The sequence below is a fragment of the Vibrio cholerae genome (assembly GCF_008369605.1).
GTDB classification, from domain to species: domain Bacteria; phylum Pseudomonadota; class Gammaproteobacteria; order Enterobacterales; family Vibrionaceae; genus Vibrio; species Vibrio cholerae.
Genome location: NZ_CP043554.1, coordinates 2,002,683 through 2,026,410, shown reverse-complemented (window position 1 = coordinate 2,026,410; position 23,728 = coordinate 2,002,683). Strand labels below are relative to the sequence as shown.

The following is a 23,728-nucleotide window of genomic DNA, read 5'->3' as shown; positions in this document are numbered from 1 at the left end:
TGTAACGGTACACAAGATGACAGGCAAACAATTCACTCAAGAAGAAGTGATCGATATTCGTCAGTATTTTAATGTGCTACTTAACTATAAGTGGCGCATCTTACTTTTCTCCGTGATGGTGACGGCGATCACCTTACTGTTCGTGCTCTCAATGCGCTCAGAATACACAGCGCGTGCGACTATTTTGATTGAATCGACGCAAGCGAAAGCGGTATCCATTGAAGAAGTGTATGGGCTCGATACCAAAAGTCAGGAGTATTACCTGACCCAAATTGAGATCCTCAAATCTGACACGATCGCTCAAGAAGTCATTGAACGGCTTGATTTAGCCTCCGATCCTGAATTCGACTTAAGCCCAGAGAGCGACGCTTCTCCAAGCTTAAAAGAACGCTTGGTAGAGTGGATGCCATTCCTACAGGGATTTAAGCAGGAAGAGACTGTCGCCGATCCTGATTTGGAAGCGTATCGCCAAAATCGGCTGATCTTGTATAAGTTCAAACGCGGAATGGAGATTAGCCCGATCCGCAAAACCCAGTTGGTGAATATCTACTACACCGCAGGTGATCCTAAGTTGGCGGCGAAAATCGCGAATGAGATTGCGCGGGTGTATATGGACAGCCATTTGGAAGCCAAGTTAGAGGTAGAGCTAAAGGCGAATACTTGGCTAAATACCCGTATGGAAGAGCTGCGTACTCAATTACGAGAATCGGAAGCTAAGTTACAAGCGTTTTTGCAAGCGGAAGGTTTGGTTGATGTGCAAGGTGTTGAAGGGCTCGCAACGCAAGAGTTGGAAGAGCTGACTTCGCAGATGAACAAAGCGCGTGATCGCCGCGTGGCCGCGGAAACCCTGTATCAAGTGGCGAACAGCTACAGTAAAAATGACAGTGACTTGACGGCTTTGTCGTCGATTCCTGAAATTTCCAATCACCCAACCATCCGTGATTTGAAAGTCGCTGAAGTGGATGCTGAGCGGAAAGTCTCTGAGTTTTCTAAGCGTTACGGCCCTAAACACCCGAAATTGAAATCGGCATCAGCACAGTTAGAAGCGGTGCGTAAAAATCTGCGTGCAGAGCTGAGACAGCTGTTAAATGGTATCAATAACGAGCTGCAAGCGGCCAAACAGTCTGAGCGGTCATTACAAACGGAATTTAATCAGCGTAAATCTGAGTTCCAGACCCTGACGGTAAAAAATGCTAAGTATTCTGAGCTGAAGCGCGAAGTACAAACTAACCGTGAATTGTTTGACCTGTTTTTAGCGCGTCAAAAAGAGACCAGTGCTTCGGGGGATTTTAATACCACGATCGCTCGCTTTACTGACCAAGCCAGTGCACCGTTAGCGCCGAGTAAACCCAATAAAAAATTGATTGTATTGCTTGCCTTTGTGGTGTCGTTTGGTTTTGCTTGTGTAGTGGCGTTTATCGCTGATGCGATGACTGATACCTTTGCCGACATCAAACAGGTCGAGAAACAGCTGGCACTGAGTTTATTGGGCGTTGTTCCTGTGGTACGTAAACAGCGTGGCAAACTGGATGCGAAAGCCTATTTTGATGAGAAACTGCGTGAGCTAACCGAAGCGGTGCGTACGATACGGACCAGCTATCTGCTTGCGCATGTCAATCAAGATCAGCATGTCGTGATGCTTACATCTTGTCTACCCGGAGAGGGGAAGACGACATCTAGCCTGAACTTGGCCTTGTCATTGGCGCAAATGGAAAAAACCTTGCTGATTGACTGTGATTTACGCAAACCGGCGATTGCGCACCGTTTTGGCATTTCTGGCTCACAACCGGGCGTCACCAATTTACTCAATGGCACGCAAAGCTTAGAAGATTGCGTCTACCATGATGAGCAATCCGGGCTCGATATTCTCACTGCGGGTGTTTATGCCTCCAACCCGTTAGAGCTGCTCTCTTCAAGCAAATTTAGTGAACTGTTGGCCGATTTACGTACTCGCTATCAACGTATTGTGATTGATACACCACCCTGTCTCGCAGTGAGCGATAGCTTTATGTTGGCGCAATACGTGGACTCGGTGATTTTGGTGATTGATGCCAACCATACTCGAACGCCAGTCGTGCGGGATGTGGTGGGTAAATTGACTCAGCAGGGCAGTCGTATTGATGGTGTGATACTCAATCGTCTTAATGCGAAAAAGGCTTCACGCTACAGCGGCTATTATCACTACCAAGCTTACTATGGCGAAGAGACGAAATCGGGCGCGGCAAAGTGAACGCTTTTTTTCAGTATGGATGGCGTGTCGGGGTGGCGAGTTCTGCGTTGTGGGTGATCTATTTCGCCTTCCAGCAAGGGATCGCCTCCTTGTATGGTGTTACCGCTGAGAAGGCTCTGCTAGCTTGGAATCATTCTCCGGCGACGCTCTCGGCCGTGGATGATGCGCACAAGGCTATCCAGAGTGCGATTGAGTATAGCCCTGAACATCCGCAGTATTATTTCTTACAGGGACGGATTTTTCAGTGGCAAGCGTATCTTGCTCAGGAGCAAGATACGCAGCAAGCGTTGCATGCGGCTAAAACCGCGTTTCTGTACAGCGCCGAGCGGCGCCCAACTTGGCCTGACACTTGGGCTGAATTGTTAAAGATTGAAGCTCAGTTATCTGCTCACGATGCAACGCAGCCTCATTCGAGCAAGGACTCTCTCGATAAATTTATGCGCAATGCTGACCGGTATGGGCCGTATACACCAGCCGTGAATATTGCCATCTCGCAGGTGGGGTTAGCACACTGGAAACAGTGGGATAGTGAACAAAAGTGGTTGGTGATTGAACATCTGGCGCGCGGACTAGACGGCAAAAACAGTCGACACCTTTTGGCGGATTACCTAAAATCGGCGCATCAGTTCAAACTGGCTTGCACTTTAGCCTCACGCCGTGAGCCCAAATTAGAGATTTCCATTTGCGAAAGCGTCTTAAAATAGGCCGTCAAATCTATCAACAGCGTCCAGTTTCTTTGGTGTTGTTTGGCTTGTTAGCCTTGTCAACGGCTTTGGCTTCTTGGTTGAAATCTTCCGGCTGGCATGCCGATTATATTTACCAATTAGAAAGGGCAGTGGGTGGAGACACCCATTTGCATGGCCTATTAGCCATGTTGCTGACGTTGGCGCTGTATCGAGTGCTTTCTGCCACGAGCCACAGCTATAAGCCGGTCGTATTCACAGGTTTGTTGGTGGCGATTTGCTGTTTGATTGATGAAGGTATGCAAGCCTTCACACCACTTCGCACTTTTTCTATTCAAGACATCTTAGCCAGTTTCATTGGGGTGACACTGGCGAGTGTGATCAACACTATGCTCGCGGGTTTACTGCAACGTAAGCAAAGAGAGCCTTATTAGGCTCTCTTTTCACTATACCTACTTGAAGCTGCAGCGGTGGTGGTTGTGTTCGTTCACCCCAATCACATAGTTTATCTATGCTCATGGGGATCCACTCTCTTGCCGCCTACCTACAACTCCAAGTAGTTTTGGTATAACTAGCAGAACAGACTAATAGATGACGCGATAACGGCTCGGTTTGTGATTCATTGCCAGCACGATATTGAGTAAAAACGCCCCCAAAATCGATAAACCTATGGTCAGTGGAGAAACAAAAAAGAACGAGGCGAGCAAGATTAAACCGTCAATCGCCATCTGGCTTTTCCCGACTGAGATGCCAAATCTGTCTTGAATAAAGAGGCACAGCACATTAAAGCCGCCAAGGCTTGAGCGATGACGAAACAAAATCAGCATCCCTAAGCCCATCAATAGCCCTCCGGCTACCGCGCAATAAACCACATTCACTTTTTCAAGAGTAATCAACATGGCCAGGTGATCGGCAAAGATCGAGACTAAAGCGCCAGAAATCGCGCTATTAAACGCAAAACGAGCACCAAAGCGCTTCCAAGCCAACAGATAAAATGGGCAATTCGAGAGAAAATAGAGCACGCCAAAGGTCAGCGGCAAAAATTGGGTCATTAGCAGCGCTAATCCTGTGGTTCCTCCGGTTAGCAGTTGTCCCGCTTGTAGAAAATAGACGCCCTGTGCGACAAGAAATGTCCCAGTCAGAATCGCGATCCAATCTTCTTTATGTGAATGTTTTTCCATAAATTCCGTTATCAGGAGAGAGAATGGCGCGGATGTTAATGAAAAGCGGATATTTTCGGTAGCTAGGGATGGAAAATTGAGGTAAACCTATGTCACATCCGCTTTACAGGGTGTAAAGCAAAAAATTGACAGTTTTGTTGTTTAGATAGGTTTTATACCTAGAGCATGAATACTGTCGTAGTGGTTATGAAAAAACTGCATGATAAATTCATGAATTTGGGCTTTATGATAAAGATCAAATTATGTAGAATGCGCGCCATAAAGTGATGACGAAAACGTTTGCGTGAAGTCATTGTGTGGTTTTTTTGCAATTTCAGTCAATCTGAGTCAGGAGATACAGATGCTTAAGCGTGATATGAACATCGCTGATTACGATCCGGAGCTATACGCTGCCATTCAGGAAGAGACGCTTCGTCAAGAAGAACATATTGAACTTATTGCTTCAGAAAACTACACCAGCCCGCGTGTAATGCAAGCACAAGGTTCTCAACTGACCAACAAGTACGCCGAAGGTTATCCAGGTAAGCGTTACTATGGTGGTTGTGAGTACGTGGACAAAGCAGAAGCTTTAGCGATTGATCGTGCTTGCCAACTGTTTGGCTGTGAATACGCGAACGTTCAGCCGCACTCTGGATCTCAAGCGAACAGTGCTGTGTACATGGCGCTGCTCAACCCAGGTGACACCGTGCTAGGTATGAGCCTTGCTCACGGTGGTCATTTGACTCACGGTTCACCGGTTAACTTCTCGGGTAAGCACTACAATGTGATCCCTTACGGTATCGATGAAGCGGGTCAAATTAACTACGATGAAATGGAAGCCTTAGCACTGGAGCATAAGCCAAAGATGATCATCGGTGGCTTCTCGGCTTACTCACAAATCGTGGATTGGAAACGCATGCGTGAAATCGCCGATAAAGTGGGTGCTTACCTGTTTGTTGACATGGCGCACGTTGCGGGTCTGATTGCGGCGGGTGTTTACCCAAGCCCAGTGCCTTTTGCACACGTTGTCACGACCACTACGCATAAAACGTTGGCAGGTCCACGCGGTGGCTTGATCTTGTCAAATGCCGGTGAGGAGATGTACAAGAAGCTGAACTCCGCAGTATTCCCTGGCGGCCAAGGTGGTCCTTTGATGCACGTGATTGCGGCTAAAGCGGTGGCGTTCAAAGAAGCGATGGAGCCTGAGTTTAAAGAGTATCAAGCGCGTGTGGTGAAAAACGCCAAAGCCATGGTGGCGCAGTTCCAAGAACGTGGTTACAAGATCGTCTCTAACAGCACGGAAAACCACTTGTTCCTTGTTGATCTGATTGATAAAAACATCACAGGTAAAGAAGCCGATGCCGCTCTGGGCGCTGCCAATATCACGGTTAACAAGAACTCGGTACCAAATGACCCACGCAGCCCGTTTGTGACTTCAGGTATCCGTGTCGGTACACCAGCGATCACTCGCCGTGGTTTTACCGAGCAAGACGCAAAAGATCTCGCCAACTGGATGTGTGATGTTCTAGACAACATCAATGATCAAGGTGTGATTGAAGCGACGAAACAAAAAGTATTGGCGATTTGTCAACGTCTGCCTGTTTACGCTTAAGCGCTAAAACCCAACCATGTGAAGTTGCAACGCTATGGTTGCAACTTTCTTTGGGTAGGTTGTCCTGATAAAAAAGCCTGCGAAGTTCGCAGGCTTTTTTGTTTGTCATCCCTAAACCACCGCTTTTAGTGGCGGTGATTGTTTGGTCAATCGCGTCAGTATTTACTTACTGACGCTGATCATGGTGCCGGATTTACACTTGAACATGTAGTACTTGTTGCTTTCGGTAAACTTACCTAAGCCTTCCCCATCACAATAATCCACGTTGATATCGCGCATGATATCGAGAGTTTTCTCAGTTTTCAGGGCAAACTTCGCGCCATCAGCGCACACAATGCGTACTTGGCCATCATCGCTGACTGAGTAAATGTTCACTTCGGTATTACACAGCTCAAAAGAGGCTTCACGATAGTTATCTTGCTGGGTATTCGATGAACAACCAGCCAATAGCGCTGCAGCAGTGAGGGCAAATAAGCCGATATGATTCATTATTATTTCCTTGTGGTCAGGATTCACTCAAAAGCACCATCGGGCGAGCGAAAATTAATCGAAACTTTAGCCTAAGCCTATAGAAGCCAAGCGTAGGATTCAAGGTTAAATCAGGGAATTGGTTGAGATTATGGTGAAGGATCTCATCCCCGTGAAAAGCATCAAGCCTGCGAGGTGCAGGCTTGATGAGGAAGCTTATTTGACTTCTAAACCCTTGGCTTGTAAGTCAGCATGGTAAGAGGAACGTACAAAGGGTCCACAGGCTGCATGAGTAAAGCCGAGTTCTAGAGCAATCTCTTTCAGCTCATCAAACTCTGCGGGGGGCACGTAGCGTTCAACCGGCAGATGGTGGCGACTTGGTGCGAGATATTGGCCAAGAGTCAGCATGGTGACGCCATGAGCACGGAGATCTTTCAATACTTCGACGATCTCTTCTTTAGTTTCACCCAAACCCATCATCAAACCGGATTTAGTCGGTACATGAGGATGCTGCTCTTTAAATTGACGCAGCAGTTCTAAAGACCACTTATAGTTAGCGCCTGGGCGCACTTTACGATACAGGCGTGGTGCGGTTTCCAAATTGTGGTTGAACACATCGGGCGGATTGTCTTTTAAGGCCTCAAGAGCCACTTCCATACGACCACGGAAATCAGGCACTAAGGTTTCAATCTTGATGTGCGGATTCAAAGCGCGAATTTCACGGTTACAATCGGCGAAATGTTGTGCACCACCATCACGCAAGTCATCACGGTCCACCGAAGTAATCACCACGTACTTGAGCTTCATATCGTGAATGGTTTGTGCAAGCTTTTTCGGCTCTTCCGCTTCTGGTGCATTGGGGCGGCCATGGGCAACGTCACAGAATGGGCAGCGACGGGTACAGATAGCACCTAAAATCATAAAGGTCGCCGTACCATGGTTAAAACACTCAGCCAAGTTAGGGCAGGAGGCTTCTTCACAGACTGAGTGAAGATTATTTTTACGCATGGCGGCCTTGATGTCTTGAATGCGCTGGCTATCCGCAGGTAGCTTTATCTTCATCCATTCTGGTTTGCGCAGAACTTCTTTCTGCTCTGTCGGCATGTTCTTGATGGGAATCAAAGCCATTTTGTCGGCGTCACGATATTTAACGCCGCGTTCCATCTGAATTGGTTTACTCATGATTGTATGCTTCTGTGCTGAATTCGACTTGCTCGTAGTCCAGTAGAGTAACGAGTTCTTGGATTAATACTTTTTCAACCTGTTCCATGCTGACCGGATGCAGGTCACTCACTTGAATCATCTCCATTCCAGCATACCCACAAGGGTTAATACGTAAAAATGGAGCAAGATCCATCTGAATATTGAGTGCGAGTCCGTGGAAAGAGCATCCCTTACGGATACGCAAACCTAAAGAGCAGATTTTTCTATTTTTTACGTAAACTCCGGGGGCATCGGGTCGTGCGGCTGACTCAATTTGATAATGTTTTAAGGTGTGAATAACCAAATTTTCAATGTGTGTCACTAATTCACGGACGCCGAGCTTTTTACGGCGTAAGTCAATCAGAAAATAGGCGACTAATTGCCCCGGTCCGTGGTAGGTGACTTGCCCACCCCGATCACTTTGTACAACAGGAATATCTCCAGTATTGAGGAGGTGCTCAGCTTTGCCGGCTTGTCCTTGAGTAAACACGGGGTTGTGTTCGACAAGCCACACTTCATCACGCGTTGTGGAGTCACGTTGATCAGTGAATTGATGCATTGCCTGCCAAACGGGAGTGTAGTCCTGTCTGCCAAGGCGTCTCACCAACAGCTGGTTTTCCATTATTGTCATCCGCCAGAGATATATAAAGTTTTTCGATTATAAACTGCTTACCTGTAATGAACTACACATCAGGGGGAACTTTTTGACCCTGATAACAAGGTGGTTTTATTAATTTTTTGAAAAATAAAGAAAAAGCAGCCGAAGCTGCTTTCAAAAATATTTGAATAAATAAAATAATAGCGTGGTTTTACAGAACCATACGCACGATATCGATTTCACCGAGCTCTTTATAAAGGATCTCTACTTGTTCAATTGAGGTCGCGTGAATAGTCACCGACACCGAATGGTAGTTACCCTTAGCGCTGGGTTTAACGCGCGGGCTGTAGTCACCAGGAGCATGACGTTGAATCACTTCCAACACACGTTCTGGCAGCTCAGGCTTAGCGTGTCCCATCACTTTGTAGGTAAAGGAGCATGGGAATTCGAGCAGATCTTTTAATTTCGCATCAGAGTTGATGTTCAGCATGGTGAAACTCCAGTTTGAGCATTGGAAAAACGGGACGAAATACTACAGCCATTCGGGCGTGATCTCAAGCTCACAAAAAAGCCGCACGCAGCGGCTTTTGGGGAGATAAATCTCTTTAGACAGTATTGGCTTTACTGAGTGAACGGTTTAAAACCAGCTTTTGAACAGCAGAACCAAGTAATCCCATAGGCGGCTAAATAGGCTGCCTTCTTGCACATCTTCCAGTGCGAGCAATGGGTATTGAGCAATATCGTTACCAGCTAATTGATAGTAAAGTGTGCCGACGACATCGCCTTTCTTCAGCGGTGCTTTCAATTGTTTTTCAAGTACAAAGCTGGCGGTGAGATCTTTGGCCTGTCCGCGTGGCAAAGTTACGTAAGTATCTTTATCAACACCGAGTGCAATCGTGTCTTTATCGCCCATCCAGATGGTTTCATTCACGAAAGTTTCACCCGCTTTGTGTGGTGCCACGGTTTCAAAGAAGCGGAAACCGTAGCTCAGTAGCTTCTTACTTTCCGCTTTACGCGCGTTTTCGTTGTCAGTACCCATCACCACCGCAACCAAGCGCATGTTGCCTTCTGTAGCAGAGCTCACGAGGTTATAGCCAGCACCACTCGTATGGCCGGTTTTAATGCCGTCCACATTCATGCTTTTATCCCAAAGCAAACCGTTACGGTTGTATTGAGTGATGCCGTTGTAGGTGAATTTTTGCTCGGAGTAGATCGCGTACTCTTCAGGAACATCACGGATCAGAGCTTGGCCAAGTAAAGCCAGATCGTATGGCGTAGAGTAAAGATTAGGATCGTCCAAACCGTGAGAGTTAGTGAAGTGCGAATTCTTCATCCCAAGTGAGCTTGCCCAAGCGTTCATCAGGTCAACAAACGCATCTTCAGTCCCTGCGACGTGCTCTGCCATCGCTACACACGCATCATTACCCGATTGGATGATGATGCCGCGGTTGAGATCGCTGACCTTAACCGTGGTTCCGACTTCAACGAACATTTTCGAAGAATCAGGGAAGTTTTTCGCCCAAGCATTTTTGCTGATCACGACATCGTCATTCAGCGAGATATTGCCACGCTTTACTTCTTGACCGATCACGTAACTGGTCATCATCTTGGTTAGGCTGGCAGGAGAGAGTTTGGTATCCATCTCTTTTTCAGCCAACACTTTTCCTGAATGGTAATCCATCAGTACATAGCCTTTAGCGGCAATTTGTGGTGCGTCTGGTGTCACGATAGGAGAGGCGAAAGCAGTGCTGCTTAGCGTGATAGAAAGCGTAATAGAAGACGCTAACACAGATTTGAGGATTGATTTTTTCATGGTGAATGCTTAGTTCTACTTAAGTGTCCGTAATCTTAACAAAAATAACGTCTCAAACCAGACCAGATAGACTCAGGTCAGGTTTGAGTGGTCATTTAGCACGTTTATTAATCGTCTTGATAAATGCGCTGTCATAGCCTGCGGATTTTACTTGTTCAAGTAAAGTCTGCGTCAGGTCATCGTCAGTAAATGGCCCGAGGAATAAGCGATGCGTATTATTTGTACTCTCGACGAAGCTCGGTGCCGATAAGTTCTGACCGAGGTTTTGCGCTAAAGTTCGCACGCGTTCGATATGTTGTGATGAAACTACCTGAATCACATATTCGAGGGCGTTGTTTTTACTTTTCGGGCGCGGTTTAGTGGGTTTATCGACGGTAATCACTTCAATGCGCACATTGGCGGTTCCTGCTTGGACCACCCCAATTTTATAGGCGGCTGCATAGCTAAGGTCGATGATTCTTCCATCATGGAAAGGCCCACGGTCATTGACTCTTACCACGGTCGATTTGCCATTGTCCGTATTGGTCACTTTGACATAACTGGGGATCGGTAGCGTTTTATGCGCTGCCGTCATCGAGTACATGTCGTAAATCTCACCGTTTGAGGTGAGGTGGCCATGGAATTTTTTGCCGTACCAAGAGGCTTTGCCACTTTCGGTAAATCCTTTAGGGTTTTTAATGATGCGATAGCTCTTACCACGCAGATTGTAATCTTTATTACCCCCGAAGCTGTACGGTTCATATTGCGGATGTGCATCTTCAATATGTTCGACAGACAGTGGTGTATCGGGTGCTTGATCGTCAGACATATCATAGCGCCCCCCCGGAGAGCTACATCCAGCGAGGATTAAAACGAGCAGTAAGTATAAATAAATTCGGTTCATTAAATCGTCTTCGAAAACGCTTTGCGGTGCGTATGGATGGACATCAAAATACCGAAACCGGCCATCAGTGTCACCATCGACGTTCCACCATAACTAATCAGTGGTAGTGGAACACCCACCACAGGTAAAATTCCGCTCACCATGCCTATGTTCACAAACACATAAACAAAGAAGCTCAATACGATACTGCCAGCCATCATACGCCCAAAGGACGTTTGTGCATGGCTAGCGAGATAAAGTCCACGACCAATAATAAATAAATAGAGGCTGAGTAGGACTAAGATGCCGATCATACCCCATTCTTCGGCAATGACTGCAAAGATAAAGTCAGTATGTCGTTCAGGAAGAAATTCAAGTTGTGATTGTGTGCCGTGTAACCAGCCTTTTCCTGACAAGCCACCTGAACCAATCGCAATTTTACTTTGGATGATGTGATAGCCAGCGCCAAGAGGGTCAGATTCAGGATCAAACAAAGTACGCACGCGGGTTTTTTGGTATTCGTGCATCAGGAAGAACCACAGCACAGGCACAAAAGCGCCGATGGCCACGGCCGCTGCAGTAATCAGCTTCCAGCTAATGCCCGCCAAGAAGATTACAAAAATGCCCGAGGCTGCAATCAAAATTGAGGTGCCAAGGTCGGGCTGTTTCGCAATTAAAATGGTTGGAACGAACACCATTACCAACGAGGCGAATAAGGTTTTGAACGACGGTGGCAGGGCGTGTTTGCCGATGTAACGTGCCACCATCAAAGGTACGGCGAGTTTGAGCAGTTCTGAAGGCTGAAAACGGACAAAACCGAGATCTAGCCAACGTTGCGCGCCTTTGGAGATTTCCCCAAACAGCAGTACACACACCAACAATATGACGCCGCAAAAAAATAGGATAGGCGCAGCACTCTCATAGGTACGCGGTGGAATTTGCGCCAGAATCACCATGATGATGAGAGCCATGGCCATGCGCATGGCTTGGCGATCCATCATCGCTAGGCTCTGACCACTGGCGCTGTACATCACCACTAAGCCAAATCCCATTAGGGCAAGAACGCCAAGCAGTAGAGGCAGATCAATATGAAAACGCTCAAACAGCGCCCGGTTTTGTCCGGTTGCAGGATCCATCTTCATGGCTGTATTACCTCTTCTTTTGATTCTGCTTTTGGCTCTTCTTCTTTTTTGCCCAAAATCACGTGATCGAAAATTTGTCGCACGACTGGCGCACCATTACTGGAGCCGCCACCGCCATTTTCCAATACGAAGGTGACGATGACTTTGGGATCTTTGACGGGGGCAAAGCCCGTAAACAGAGCATGGTCATGTAAGTGCTCTGCTAACTCACTTGCGTTATATTTTTGGCCTTCCGCCAGACCAAATACTTGCGCTGTCCCTGATTTTCCCGCACTTTCGTAAGGCATATTCTGGAAGGCGCGACGTGCGGTTCCTTTAGCACCATGGTTAACCAGATACATGCCATGGATAGCCATGTCCCAATACTTTTTCGGCACGCCATCAATCGGTGGGTAAGTGGTGTACTCGGTCTCTTTTTGGGTTGAGAACTGTTCACCGTTATCTATGGTGGCACGCAGCAGATGCGGGGCAATCACTTTACCGTGGTTAACTAAAACCGACGTCGCTTTAGCAATTTGCATCGGTGTGGCAGTCCAATAGCCTTGTCCAATCCCAACCGGAATGGTGTCACCTTGATACCAAGGCACTTTGTGACGTGCCATTTTCCACTCGCGTGTTGGCATATTAGCTTTACTCTCTTCGTAAATATCAATCCCCGTCAGATCCCCAAAGCCAAAGCGCATCATCCAACTGGAGAGTTTATCTATCCCCATGTCATAGGCGATTTGATAGAAGAAGGTATCTACCGATTCTTCGAGAGATTTAATGATGTCTACCCGGCCGTGGCCCCAACGTAGCCAGTCGCGGAAAGGCCGAGTATCGGTATTGGGAATGCGCCAGTAACCCGGATCATTACGGGTGGTATTGGGTGTAATGATCCCATCTTGCAGTGCGGACACCGCAATAAACGGTTTGACGGTTGACCCCGGCGGATAAATGCCAAGCGTGGTGCGGTTTACTAATGGACGACGTTTGTCATTGAGTAAATCGCTGTAGGCTTTACCTGAAATACCATGCACGAATGCATTGGGGTCGTAACTTGGGCTCGATGCCATGGCGAGCACACCATTATCTTTAGGATCGAGAGCGACAATCGAGCCGCGGCGACCTTCGAGCAGCTTGTAGGCATAGAGCTGAAGTTCGATATCGAGATTGAGCACGATATCTTTTCCCGGAATGGGGGGGACGTATTTAAGGGTGCGAATGACACGTCCACGGCTGTTGACTTCGACTTCCTGATAACCAGCGGTACCGTGCAGTAAGTCTTCATAGTAGCGTTCAATCCCCAGTTTGCCGATGTCTCGGGTGGCTTGGTAGTTGGCTTTTTTACCTTCTTTGTCCAAGCGTTCGAGATCTTTATCGTTAATCCGCGATACATAACCAATCACGTGGGTCAGCACTTCGCCATAGGGGTAATAGCGTTTGAGGTTCGCGGTGACTGAAACGCCGGGGAATTTATGTTGATTAACGGAAAATTTCGCCACTTCATCGTCGGTAAGCTGAGTCAGCAGCGGTACAGAATTAAAGCGGCGAGTCTGTTTGCGTTCCTTTTCAAAGGCGGCAAGCTTTTCTGGGCTGATCTCAATGAGTTGTTGCAAGCGCGCAATGGTCTCTTCCATATTTGGCACTTTTTCTGGGATCACTTCTAAGTTGAATACCGGACGGTTTTCCGCCAGAAGCACACCGTTGCGGTCAAAAATCAGCCCGCGGTTAGGCGCAATCGGAACGACTTTGATGCGGTTATCGTTGGATCGCGTTTTGTAGTCTTGATATTGGTTGATCTGAATATTGTACAAGTTGGTCACCAGCAGACCCATGCAGATCAAGATCCCGACAAAAGAGACGATGGCACGATTACGAAACAGATGCGTTTCGGCTTGATGGTCGCGGATAGGGGTATGCTGGCGTAACATGTCACTCTATTCTCGGTGGTAAGGGTGGTTAGTAGTAATGCTCCACGCACGGTATAAACTTTCTGCCATCACCACGCGCACTAGTGGATGAGGCAAGGTCAGTGGAGAAAGAGACCAACTTTGGTCTGCCGCGGCTTTACAGGCGGGCGCAAGGCCTTCTGGTCCACCAATCAGGATCGACACGTCACGCCCATCCAGTTTCCAGCTTTCCAACTGTACTGCGAGCTCTTCCGTATCCCAACGTTTGCCGGGAATATCTAAGGTGACGATTCGATTGCCTTTGGGCACTGCGGCCAGCATCGCTTCGCCCTCTTTTTGTAAGATACGCGCAATATCAGCATTTTTACCACGTTTACCGGCGGTAATTTCTACCAATTCCAAAGGCATATCATGAGGGAAGCGACGACGATACTCTTGGAAGCCTTCTTCGACCCATTTAGGCATCTTAGTACCGACGGCGATCAGTTGAATCTTCACACTTAACCCCAGAGTTTTTCCAATTGATAGAGTTCGCGTGGCGCTTCTTGCATCACATGCAACATTACGCTACCCATATCCAGAACGACCCATTCACCTTCATTTTCGCCGTTCATACCCAGTGGTTGCAGGCCAGAAAGTTTGGCTTCATTGGCCACGTGTTCAGCGATAGAGGCGACATGTCTTTTGGATGTGCCAGTACAGACAATCATGTAATCAGTAACGCTGGATTTCTCTTTTACATCTAGAGTTACGATATCGACCGCCTTCATGTCGTCAGCTTTGTCGAAAAGAAAGTCTTTAAGTGCTTCACCTTGCAAGAGAATGTCCTCTGAAAATCATCAATAAAATACAGCTTTCGCTTAAAAGGGCGCAGTATATCACGCTTTTAGTGAGGCAAAGGTAGGTTTGCCTGAGGATTGCAGCATTCAAGGCTTAGTTGCTGCAAGATTGGCCATACTGGCTGTTCGTATTGCGTTTTTGCCAGTAATTCAGCCTGAGTTAATATTCCGACCAACCGAAGTAGGGCGCGACTCGGTAAGCGCTGTAAAGCGGCAGAGTAGAGTGGTCTTCGATTCTGCCAGACACGATAGCGATCAAAAAGACTCCCCAAATTACCTAGCTGTTGGCGCTCTTGTTGCCATTTAAGCAGTTGGATCAGCTCTTTTTGCGCGGTGCGGATCAGAATAATTGGCTCACTCTCTTCGAGCATGAGCTGGCGCAAAATACGCTGAGCTCGGTTGGCTTTGCCTTCTAATAGCGCATCCATCCAGTGATAAGGCGTGAAATGGTTATGGCGGCTCAGCGACTCTTCCAAGCGCACTAAAGTCAGTAGACCATCGGGGTAGAGTAACGCTAATTTTTCGAGACTCTGGGCTAATGCAAAGAGATTACCTTCATGCCACTGCGCCAACATTTGTACCGCTTCGGCATCCGGTTTTAAACCGAGGGCAAAACAGCGCTGCTGAACAAACTGAGGTAAACGGCTCAATTCTGGCGTGAGGCAGTTAACCCAACAGGCTTGCTGCGCAAGCGTTTTGAACCAAGCTGCGTTCTCTTGCGCCTTAGTCAGTTTGGGGCCAATCACCAGCAAGAGAATGTCTTGGTGAAGTTGGCCTACCAGTGCGCTAAGTTCTTTTGCCGTTTGAGCATTGACCCCAGATTCTGGGATCTCAATTTCGATAAGTTTGCGAGATGAAAACAGACTCAGAGCTTGGCAACAGTCATACACCGCGCTCCAATCGAGCCCGGCATCCGCGCTAAATCGGTGTTTTTCCAAAAAACCTTGCGCTTGTGCCGTTTTTTCGATGGCGGTTTTGGCTTCTTGGAGCAGCAGTGGCTCATTACCGAATACGAGGTAAATCGGATAGAGCGTTTTGTGCAGTGATTCAGCCAGTTTTTCAGCGTAAATGCGCATCGAAACTACTCACTGCTGCCTTCTGTTGACACTGGGTTGGCTACTTCTTGCGTATCAACGCGATAGTCAGTGATCCCTTCGTCTTCAATACTTTCATCATCCAACGTTTTACGTGCAAAGTCTGCTTTTAAACGTGCCATCTGGCGCACAATTTGGCTGGCAGCTAGCTTGCGCATTTCATCTTCAATCATGTCGCGCTCAACGGATTTTGCTAATGCAGTCAGTGGGTTATCTAAGTAGCTGCGTGTTACGCTAGTGGTAAAGGTGCGGCTGCCCAGCTCAGGTACGGTGACGCGATAGCTTGCGACAAAGGTCAGCTCAATTTCGGCTGCACGCGTGTTTTGATAAAGCGATAGGGTGCGTTCACCAGTACTTTCACTGAGTAGATGTAGATTAGGTAGATCTTCAGCTGGAGCTTGAAGATCGATTTTATTCAAACGTAACTGACGGTGCACCATACGAGTAAAGGTGCTGTATTGGTCATAGCTGGTCAGTGACATACGAGAGAGTTCTTGGGGAATATCGTAATCACCGCGCAAGTGGAAACCACAAGCCGTGAGTAAGCTTGTCATCAGAACCAAGAGTGACCATTTCAAAGTAGGGAAAAGAGTGTTACGCATGGATGCTTCAGTCTCGTTATTAGGCAAAATACTTATCTCAGCTCACCAAGAGCGAAAACTTGCTGTGCGATAAGCTGAGATAAGTAAACAGGGCGAACCCTGTTTACTGACATTAAAATAAGCCATCAGTTCAGCGAGTGTTCTCATGGCTTAGTGACTCATCGATAAAATGTGAGTTAATTGGCAACGATGTTCAGCAGTTTGCCCGGTACGTAAATCACTTTACGTACGGTGAGGCCATCAATGAACTTCTGTACGTTTTCATCTTGCATACCGAGCGCTTCAACCTGTTGTTGAGTAGCATCGGCAGCAACAGTGAGTTTACCGCGCAGTTTGCCGTTGACTTGCAGCACGATCAGCTTTTCATCTTCGACCAGTGCGGCTTCATCGTACGTCGGCCAGCTTGCTGTATCGATATTGCTTTGACCCAGTGCCACCCACATTTCGAAACAGATATGCGGTGTGATTGGGTAAAGCATGAGCGTGATGGCTTTGAGTGCTTCATCCAGAATCGCGCGATCTTGCGCTTCAGTCATCGGCGCTTTCGTCAGCTTGTTCATCAGCTCCATGATTGCCGCAATCGCCGTGTTGAAAGTTTGGCGACGTGCTACGTCATCGGTCACTTTAGCGATGGTTTTGTGCACATCGCGGCGCAGTGCTTTTTGGTCTGCATTCAGTGCTGAAGCATCTAAAGCTGGAGCTTGGCCGAGCTCAGTGTGCTCACGCACCAGTTTCCATACGCGGCGCAGGAAGCGGTTTGCACCTTCCACACCAGACTCTTGCCATTCCAATGTCATGTCTGCTGGTGAAGCGAACATCATGAACAGGCGTACTGTGTCAGCACCGTACTTATCGACCATCTCTTGTGGGTCGATGCCGTTGTTTTTCGACTTAGACATTTTAATCATGCCTGAGTGTTCAACTTGGCGACCAGTGGTGTCCACTGCAGAAACAATGCGGCCTTTGCCATCACGTTCTACTTTAACCTCAGTTGGCGACACCCACTCTTTACCACCTTTGTCATTGGTGTAGTAGAACGCATCCGCCAGTACCATGCCTTGGCACAGTAGCTTTTTGAACGGTTCATCACTCTTCACATAACCTGCATCACGCAGCAGTTTGTGGAAGAAACGTGAATAGAGCAGGTGCATACACGCGTGTTCAATACCACCGATGTACTGATCAACCGGCAGCCAGTAGTTGGCTTTCTCTGGATCTAAAATGTCATCCGCTTGTGGTGAGCAGTAACGCGCGTAGTACCATGAAGACTCCATAAAGGTGTCGAAGGTATCGGTTTCACGCAGGGCCGGCTCACCGTTAAAGGTGGTTTTTGCCCACTCTTTATCGGCTTTGATTGGGCTAGTCACGCCATCCATCACCACATCTTCTGGTAGGATAACGGGCAGCTGGTCTGCTGGTACTGGGTGTACTTGACCATCTTCAGTGGTCACCATTGGGATTGGAGCCCCCCAGTAACGTTGACGAGACACGCCCCAGTCACGCAGACGGAAGTTAACGGTTTTCTTACCTTTGCCTTCTGCTTCCAATTTGGCAGCAATCGCATTAAAGGCAGCTTGGAAATCCAAACCATCAAATTCGCCAGAAGCGAAAAGAACACCTTTTTCAGTGTAAGCCGCTTCAGAGACATCCAGCTCGCTGCCATCGGCAGGCTTAATCACAGGGATGATGTCTAGGCCATATTTGGTCGCGAATTCAAAGTCACGTTGGTCGTGCGCAGGCACAGCCATTACCGCACCAGTACCGTAATCCATCAACACGAAGTTCGCGATATAGATAGGTACTTCACGGCCGTTGAGAGGATGGATCGCCGTTAGGCCTGTCGCCATGCCTTTCTTTTCCATGGTCGCGATTTCAGCTTCTGCAACCTTGGTGTTTTTACATTCATCGATGAAGGCGGCGAGGGCTGGGTTATTCGCTGCCGCTTTTGTCGCTAGAGGGTGGCCTGCAGCGATACCGACATAAGTAACCCCCATCAGAGTATCTGGACGCGTGGTGTACACTTCAAGGTCGGTGTTTTCACCTTTAACGGCAAATTTCAGTTCCACACCTTCAGAGCGGCCAATCCAGTTGCGCTGCATGGTTTTAACCATTTCAGGCCAACCGTCTAGGTTATCCAGATCGTCAAGCAGCTCTTGAGCATAGGCGGTGATCTTAATAAACCACTGTGGGATCTCTTTTTGCTCAACCGGAGTGTCACAACGCCAGCAACAGCCATCTTCCACTTGTTCGTTAGCCAGAACCGTTTGGTCGTTTGGACACCAGTTGACTGATGAGGTTTTTTTGTACACTAAACCTTTTGCAAACAGCTTAGTGAAGAACTCTTGTTCCCAGCGGTAGTACTCAGGGCGACAAGTCGCGAATTCACGATTCCAGTCATAACCAAAACCCAGTAGCTTGAGCTGGTTTTTCATGTATTCGATATTTTCGTATGTCCAAGGTGCTGGCGCAGTATTGTTTTTTACCGCTGCGTTTTCAGCTGGCAGGCCAAACGCATCCCAACCGATTGGTTGCAGTACGTTTTTGCCTTGCAGACGTTGGAAACGAGAGACTACATCACCGATGGTGTAGTTACGCACGTGACCCATGTGCAGTCGGCCACTTGGATAAGGGAACATGGAAAGACAGTAGAATTTTTCTTTATTTGGGTCTTCACTTACAACGAAGGTTTTGTTGTTGTCCCAGTGCTGTTGAACTTTGTGTTCAATATCTTGCGGGTTGTATTGCTCTTGCATCGATGACATCCATCTTGGAATTTGTGAGTTCAGTAGGAACGAAGTCTTTCGGTTCGGCATAGAATACAGAAAGCAGGGGGTTACAACAATAGCTAATCCGGCAGCCATCAGGCTTGAGAGAGGTGAGAGATGCCAAAACAGAAAGCAAGTTATGAAGCCTTACTGGAAGAGGTCGTAGAAACGCTCAAACACAGCCCAGATGGCGTGAATGAGATCGTTGAATCCTCTGCGAAATACGTTGATGCGGCGAATGATTTGACCAAGGATGAGCTTGCGCTGATCTCCGCTTATGTAAAAGCTGACCTTAAAGAGTTCTCGCAAAGTTTTGAGCAAAGCAAAAGCAGCCCATTCTATCTGATGATCACCAATTCTATCTGGCAGGGGCTACTGGATATTACCGACCGCACCAAAGTGGAATGGGTCGAGCTGTTTGCTGATTTAGAACACCAAGGGCTGTATCAGGCGGGAGAAATGATTGGTTTGGGCGTGTTGATCTGTGACCAGTGCGGTCATAAAACCGAATTTAATCATCCAACGGAAATTGAACCCTGTTCGCAATGTGGCGGTAAAGCGTTTAGCCGCCAACCTCTCAAACCCTAGTTAGAATAAAAAAACGGGAAGATAACTTCCCGTTTTGCTTTTACTTATCTAGCCCGGCGCTGGCGCCAGAAAGCGAACCCAATCGCTAAGCCTACCCAGAGATAGAGTGGCGTTGTGCCCCATAGGAAGTAAGGTGTACTACCGCGAGTCGGGGTGACCGTTACTTTTAGCACGCCAGTTTCGAATTGTGGCAGTTGAGCCATAATGCGTCCACGCTCATCGGTGACGGCCGTCACTCCATTGTTGGTGGCGCGGATCAGCGGCTTGCCCAATTCTAAGGCGCGCATGCGAGCGATTTCCATGTGTTGCAATGGGCCTATCGAACGACCAAACCAAGCATCATTCGAAAGCGTCAGTAGGAAGTCGGTTTCCGGCGTCACATTATCGCGTACCTGCTCATTGAAGATGATTTCGTAGCAGAGTGCGGTGACAAATGCGAATCCCTTTGCAATCAAATTCGGTTGCACGTAAGCCCCTTGGCTAAAGGAGGACATCGGCAAATTAAAGAAGGGTGCTAATGGACGCAGGATCTCTTCAAACGGCACGAATTCGCCAAAAGGCAACAAGTGGTACTTATGATAGCGCTGGGTCAGGTCATAACGGTATTCGCCATGAGGCGTATCACCGACGGTCAGCACGCTATTGAAGTACTGCTTATTTTCACTTTGATTGATGATGCCAGTAATCACCGCGCTTTGATTCATACGAGCTGCAGCATCAAGATTATGCAGAAATGAGGAGATTTCATATTCAAAAGCGGGGATCGCTGCTTCTGGCCAAATGATTACATCGGCATCCCAGTTTTCGCGAGTAAGATCGGTGTATTTCATGATGGTTGGCCAGCGCTGGCTAGGCAGCCATTTCAATCCCTGTTCGATATTGCCTTGAATCAAGGCCAGTGAGGCTGTGCGCTCAGTTTGTGGGGTGACCCACTGCATGGCTTGGAGGCCATAACCGGTTGCGTAAACCACAAGAGGGATGAAAGCCATCAGCCAACGGCGATTAAGCACGGCATAAGCTAAGCTACCTGCACAAAACAGCAGTAACAGAGTGATGAGCTCTACGCCACCGATGGGGGCAAAGTTGGCAAGAGGGCTATCAATTTGACTGTAACCAAGCCACAGCCAAGGAAAACCCGTCATCACCCAACCACGTAGCCAATCGGTAATCAGCCACAAAGCTGGGGCAGCACACAGCCATTTACTGCGTGAGTTGTTCGGAAACAAGCGATTAAGTAGCCAGCCGAAAAGGCTTGGATAAAGCGCCAGATAGCCGACCAATAGAGTCATTAAAAACAGGCTAGCGATTTTGGGCATGCCACCAAAGGTATCAATACTGACGTGTACCCAACTGATACCCACCGCAAATTGGCCAATCCCCCAGAGATAAGCAATCAAAGCCGCTCGCTTGGCGCTTTGTTGGTGGAGCAGAAGCAGTAGGATAAATGGGCTGAGTAGAGCCAAAGGCCAAAATTGATACGGGGCAAAAGCCAGAGGAGTTATGACGCCAACAAAAGCGGCCGCAAGCGGCCGCATTAGGCGATGAGATAATACGCTGTTCATCGTCTCTTTTCTTTACTCTTACTTAGTAAGAGAGTGGGGACTACTCTTCCGCAACGTGCGAAAGGGCTTCCAGATCGGGAACGGTCACTTGAAGAGCCACCACTCGGCGACTATCCGCCGCCGTCACTTTGAAGTTGTAGCCTGCAATATCTACGACTTCACCGCGCGCGGGTAAGTGGCCGAATGCCGTCATCACCAAACCACCGACCGTATCCACTTCTTCATCACTGAATTTGGTGCCGAAAGTGTGGTTAAAGTCTTCAATTGTGGTGAGCGCTTTCACCGAGAAGGTGTGTTTGCTCAGTTGGCGAATGTCTTTTTGCTCTTCGTCGTCGAATTCATCTTCGATGTCGCCGACGATCTCTTCCAGAATATCTTCAATGGTGACTAGACCAGATACGCCGCCAAACTCATCCACCACAATTGCCATGTGGTAACGCTCTTCACGGAATTCTTTGAGCAGACGGTCAACCCGTTTGCTTTCCGGAACCACGACCGCAGGGCGGATCACTTCTTGGATGTTGAATGGGGCACAGTTAGAGCCTAGATATTTGAGTAAGTCCTTCGCAAGCAGAATACCTTCCACATGGTCTTTATCTTCGCTGATCACTGGATAACGTGAGTGCTGCGCATCTGTCATGATGGCAACCAAAGCATCTAGGTTGTGAGTACGATCGATAGTGACCATTTGTGAGCGTGGGATCATGATATCGCGCACGCGCATTTCGGCGATTTCCATCACACCTTCGAGCATGTCGCGGGTGTCATGGTCAATCAAGTCATTGACTTCAGAGTCGCGAATCACATCGACCAGCTCTTGGCGATCTTTCGGCTCTCCCTGAAAAAGTTGACTTAGGCGTTCAAAGAAGGACTTTCTACTCGGACCTTCCGAATTCTGAGAATTGTCTTCGTTCATTATGTCTCAATTCACTAACGCTATCAGATGTGTGATAGCTCACATAGGCCTTATCTAAAAGGATAAGGGTTACTCTTTTTCTGCCAGATATGGGTCGGTAAATCCCATCTCTTGCATAATTTCGGTTTCGAGAGATTCCATCTCTTCGGCTTCATCATCCTCGATGTGGTCATAACCTAGCAGATGCAGGCTGCCATGTACAACCATATGCGCCCAATGTGCTTGCAAAGGCTTATTTTGCTCAATCGCTTCACGCTCAACGACTTGGCGGCAAATCACCAAGTCGCCAAGCAGATCCATTTCCATCCCCGGAGGAGCTTCAAATGGAAAAGACAGCACATTGGTCGGTTTATCTTTACCACGGTAGTTCAAATTCAGCGCATGGCTTTCTGCTTCATCGACAATCCGAATCGTCACCTCAGCTTGTGGCTGAAACGGTGTGATGGTTCGAGTGAGCCACAACGCAAACTCCGCTTCGCTTGGTAGCCCATGTTCATTTTCGACTGCCAATTGCAAATCCAGTTCAATACTCATGAGGGATTTGACTCATTGTTGTGGCTTAGCGTCATTTCCGCGCGCTGCATTTCGAGTAATTTATTTTCACGTTCTTCACGACGACGCTGCTCATACTCTTTGCGCTCTTTTTGATCTTGCGCTTCCCACTTTTCATAAGCGTTAACGATACGAGCAACCACAGGGTGGCGCACCACATCGTCAGCTTGGAAGAAGTTAAAGCTGATCTCATCGACTTCATTGAGCACTTCAATCGCATGGCGCAGACCGGATTTTGCGCCGCGCGGTAAGTCGATTTGCGTCACGTCACCAGTAATGACGGCGCGCGAATTAAAACCAATCCGCGTCAGGAACATTTTCATCTGTTCAACGGTCGTGTTTTGGCTTTCATCGAGAATAATAAACGCGTCGTTTAAGGTACGACCACGCATGTACGCCAGCGGAGCGACCTCAATCACATTGCGCTCAATCAGCTTTTCTACCCGCTCAAAACCAAGCATTTCGAATAGAGCATCGTAAAGTGGGCGCAAATAAGGGTCGACTTTTTGGCTTAGATCGCCCGGCAGAAAACCGAGCTTTTCGCCCGCTTCAACCGCTGGACGAGTCAATAGAATTCGGCGAATTTCTTGGCGCTCAAGCGCATCCACAGCAGCCGCGACCGCAAGGTAAGTTTTACCGGTACCAGCAGGACCAACACCAAAGGTGATGTCATGGGTCACCATATTCATCAAGTATTGAGCTTGATTCGGTGTCCGCGGTTTGATCACGCCTTTTTTGGTTTTGACAAACACTTCTTTGCCGTGAGCAATGCTGGATTCGCTGTGTTGTTCAAGCACGCCGGATTCTTTGATGGCAAGGTGAATTTGCTCAGGTTCAATATCGGTAATCTGACCACGCACCGGAGCCGTTTCAACGTAAAGTGTTTTGATGATGTCGAGTGCAGCAGCGGCAGTATGAGGTTGACCCACGATAGTGAAGAAGTTGCCGCGGTAGTTGATTTCGACACCCAAGCGACGTTCAAGGTGCTTGATGTTGTCATCAAAAGGACCGCATAGGCTGGCGAGTCGGTGGTTATCGGATGGTTCTAAATTAATTTCTAAGGTTATGATTTTATTGCTCAAATTTGCCTCTCAGTATGTCAATAAACGTCCGATTTTGACCGGACGCTTATTGACAGTGTATACGA

General features: G+C 47.9%; 23 protein-coding genes. 5 read left to right on the top strand and 18 right to left on the bottom strand.

All coding sequences use genetic code 11. The features are described from left to right. Window positions 1-16: 16 nt before the first annotated feature. The 3 genes from vpsO to vpsQ are packed head-to-tail and all read left to right on the top strand — an operon-like array spanning window position 17 to window position 3,347. Window positions 17-2,230 (top strand): exopolysaccharide regulatory tyrosine autokinase VpsO, encoded by a 2,214-nt coding sequence (gene vpsO / locus F0316_RS09400; RefSeq protein WP_000147060.1) that lies wholly within the window; start codon window positions 17-19, stop codon window positions 2,228-2,230. A 32-nt stretch (window positions 2,231-2,262) separates the two neighbouring features. Beyond that, the gene (gene vpsP, locus F0316_RS09395) at window positions 2,263-2,934 is read left to right on the top strand and encodes an exopolysaccharide biosynthesis protein VpsP (RefSeq protein ID WP_233447418.1); all 672 of its coding nucleotides are present in this window, start codon (window positions 2,263-2,265) and stop codon (window positions 2,932-2,934) included. Then, window positions 2,913-3,347, top strand: coding sequence for an exopolysaccharide biosynthesis protein VpsQ (gene vpsQ / locus F0316_RS09390; RefSeq protein WP_032475494.1), 435 nt, complete (start codon window positions 2,913-2,915; stop codon window positions 3,345-3,347). Before vpsP ends, vpsQ begins: the two co-directional genes overlap by 22 nt. Before the next feature lie 150 nt (window positions 3,348-3,497). On the opposite strand, the gene F0316_RS09385 is transcribed toward vpsQ, so the two are convergent. Continuing rightward, window positions 3,498-4,094: a YitT family protein gene (locus F0316_RS09385; RefSeq protein ID WP_000410937.1), complete on the bottom strand. Its 597-nt coding sequence runs from the start codon at window positions 4,092-4,094 to the stop codon at window positions 3,498-3,500. Between the two features lie 340 nt (window positions 4,095-4,434). On the opposite strand from F0316_RS09385, the gene glyA reads away from it, so the two are divergent. Beyond that, the gene (glyA, locus tag F0316_RS09380) at window positions 4,435-5,685 is read left to right on the top strand and encodes a serine hydroxymethyltransferase (RefSeq protein ID WP_000919132.1); all 1,251 of its coding nucleotides are present in this window, start codon (window positions 4,435-4,437) and stop codon (window positions 5,683-5,685) included. Window positions 5,686-5,847: 162 nt separating this feature from the next. Here glyA and F0316_RS09375 read toward each other — a convergent pair whose 3' ends face one another. The 13 genes from F0316_RS09375 to leuS form a co-directional block, all read right to left on the bottom strand. Beyond that, a complete protein-coding gene (locus F0316_RS09375) occupies window positions 5,848-6,174 on the bottom strand; it encodes a hypothetical protein (protein ID WP_001015526.1) in 327 nt (108 codons plus the stop codon). A gap of 195 nt (window positions 6,175-6,369) precedes the next feature. Next, window positions 6,370-7,335 (bottom strand): lipoyl synthase, encoded by a 966-nt coding sequence (lipA, locus tag F0316_RS09370; protein WP_000042590.1) that lies wholly within the window; start codon window positions 7,333-7,335, stop codon window positions 6,370-6,372. Continuing rightward, window positions 7,328-7,978, bottom strand: a complete 651-nt coding sequence (lipB, locus tag F0316_RS09365; protein ID WP_000431344.1) for a lipoyl(octanoyl) transferase LipB — start codon at window positions 7,976-7,978, stop codon at window positions 7,328-7,330. Before lipB ends, lipA begins: the two co-directional genes overlap by 8 nt. Window positions 7,979-8,165: 187 nt before the next feature. Beyond that, complete coding sequence (ybeD, locus tag F0316_RS09360; RefSeq protein ID WP_000932180.1) at window positions 8,166-8,444, bottom strand: DUF493 family protein YbeD; 279 nt, start codon at window positions 8,442-8,444, stop codon at window positions 8,166-8,168. Window positions 8,445-8,591: 147 nt separating this feature from the next. Beyond that, complete coding sequence (locus F0316_RS09355; protein WP_000748292.1) at window positions 8,592-9,767, bottom strand: serine hydrolase; 1,176 nt, start codon at window positions 9,765-9,767, stop codon at window positions 8,592-8,594. Between the two features lie 91 nt (window positions 9,768-9,858). Further along, complete coding sequence (rlpA, locus tag F0316_RS09350) at window positions 9,859-10,650, bottom strand: septal ring lytic transglycosylase RlpA (protein ID WP_001080121.1); 792 nt, start codon at window positions 10,648-10,650, stop codon at window positions 9,859-9,861. Then, window positions 10,650-11,771, bottom strand: a complete 1,122-nt coding sequence (gene mrdB, locus F0316_RS09345) for a peptidoglycan glycosyltransferase MrdB (protein ID WP_000781440.1) — start codon at window positions 11,769-11,771, stop codon at window positions 10,650-10,652. The genes rlpA and mrdB overlap by 1 nt, the downstream gene beginning before the upstream one ends. Next, window positions 11,768-13,684 (bottom strand): penicillin-binding protein 2, encoded by a 1,917-nt coding sequence (gene mrdA, locus F0316_RS09340; protein ID WP_000945987.1) that lies wholly within the window; start codon window positions 13,682-13,684, stop codon window positions 11,768-11,770. The genes mrdB and mrdA overlap by 4 nt, the downstream gene beginning before the upstream one ends. A gap of 6 nt (window positions 13,685-13,690) precedes the next feature. Further along, the gene (gene rlmH, locus F0316_RS09335; protein WP_000701620.1) at window positions 13,691-14,161 is read right to left on the bottom strand and encodes a 23S rRNA (pseudouridine(1915)-N(3))-methyltransferase RlmH; all 471 of its coding nucleotides are present in this window, start codon (window positions 14,159-14,161) and stop codon (window positions 13,691-13,693) included. 2 nt (window positions 14,162-14,163) lie between these two features. Beyond that, window positions 14,164-14,481 carry a ribosome silencing factor gene (gene rsfS / locus F0316_RS09330; protein ID WP_001161137.1) on the bottom strand — a complete coding sequence of 106 codons (318 nt, stop codon included), beginning with the start codon at window positions 14,479-14,481 and terminating at the stop codon, window positions 14,164-14,166. Window positions 14,482-14,549: 68 nt separating this feature from the next. Next, window positions 14,550-15,578, bottom strand: coding sequence for a DNA polymerase III subunit delta (gene holA / locus F0316_RS09325; RefSeq protein WP_114717322.1), 1,029 nt, complete (start codon window positions 15,576-15,578; stop codon window positions 14,550-14,552). A 5-nt stretch (window positions 15,579-15,583) separates the two neighbouring features. Further along, the gene (locus F0316_RS09320) at window positions 15,584-16,198 is read right to left on the bottom strand and encodes an LPS-assembly lipoprotein LptE (protein WP_071919558.1); all 615 of its coding nucleotides are present in this window, start codon (window positions 16,196-16,198) and stop codon (window positions 15,584-15,586) included. Between the two features lie 176 nt (window positions 16,199-16,374). Continuing rightward, window positions 16,375-18,951, bottom strand: coding sequence for a leucine--tRNA ligase (leuS, locus tag F0316_RS09315; protein ID WP_001157867.1), 2,577 nt, complete (start codon window positions 18,949-18,951; stop codon window positions 16,375-16,377). Window positions 18,952-19,080: 129 nt separating this feature from the next. Between leuS and F0316_RS09310 the strand changes: the two genes are divergently transcribed. Beyond that, entirely contained in the window at window positions 19,081-19,551 is a 471-nt protein-coding gene (locus tag F0316_RS09310; RefSeq protein WP_001125920.1) for a zinc ribbon-containing protein, read from the top strand. Between the two features lie 44 nt (window positions 19,552-19,595). On the opposite strand, the gene lnt is transcribed toward F0316_RS09310, so the two are convergent. From lnt to F0316_RS09290, 4 genes are all read right to left on the bottom strand, one after another. Further along, a complete protein-coding gene (gene lnt / locus F0316_RS09305) occupies window positions 19,596-21,113 on the bottom strand; it encodes an apolipoprotein N-acyltransferase (RefSeq protein WP_071919559.1) in 1,518 nt (505 codons plus the stop codon). Between the two features lie 40 nt (window positions 21,114-21,153). Next, a complete protein-coding gene (gene corC, locus F0316_RS09300) occupies window positions 21,154-22,029 on the bottom strand; it encodes a CNNM family magnesium/cobalt transport protein CorC (RefSeq protein ID WP_001001301.1) in 876 nt (291 codons plus the stop codon). 69 nt (window positions 22,030-22,098) lie between these two features. After that, window positions 22,099-22,563, bottom strand: coding sequence for an rRNA maturation RNase YbeY (ybeY, locus tag F0316_RS09295; RefSeq protein WP_000021209.1), 465 nt, complete (start codon window positions 22,561-22,563; stop codon window positions 22,099-22,101). After that, window positions 22,560-23,663, bottom strand: a complete 1,104-nt coding sequence (locus F0316_RS09290; protein WP_000066204.1) for a PhoH family protein — start codon at window positions 23,661-23,663, stop codon at window positions 22,560-22,562. Before F0316_RS09290 ends, ybeY begins: the two co-directional genes overlap by 4 nt. Window positions 23,664-23,728 lie beyond the last annotated feature (65 nt).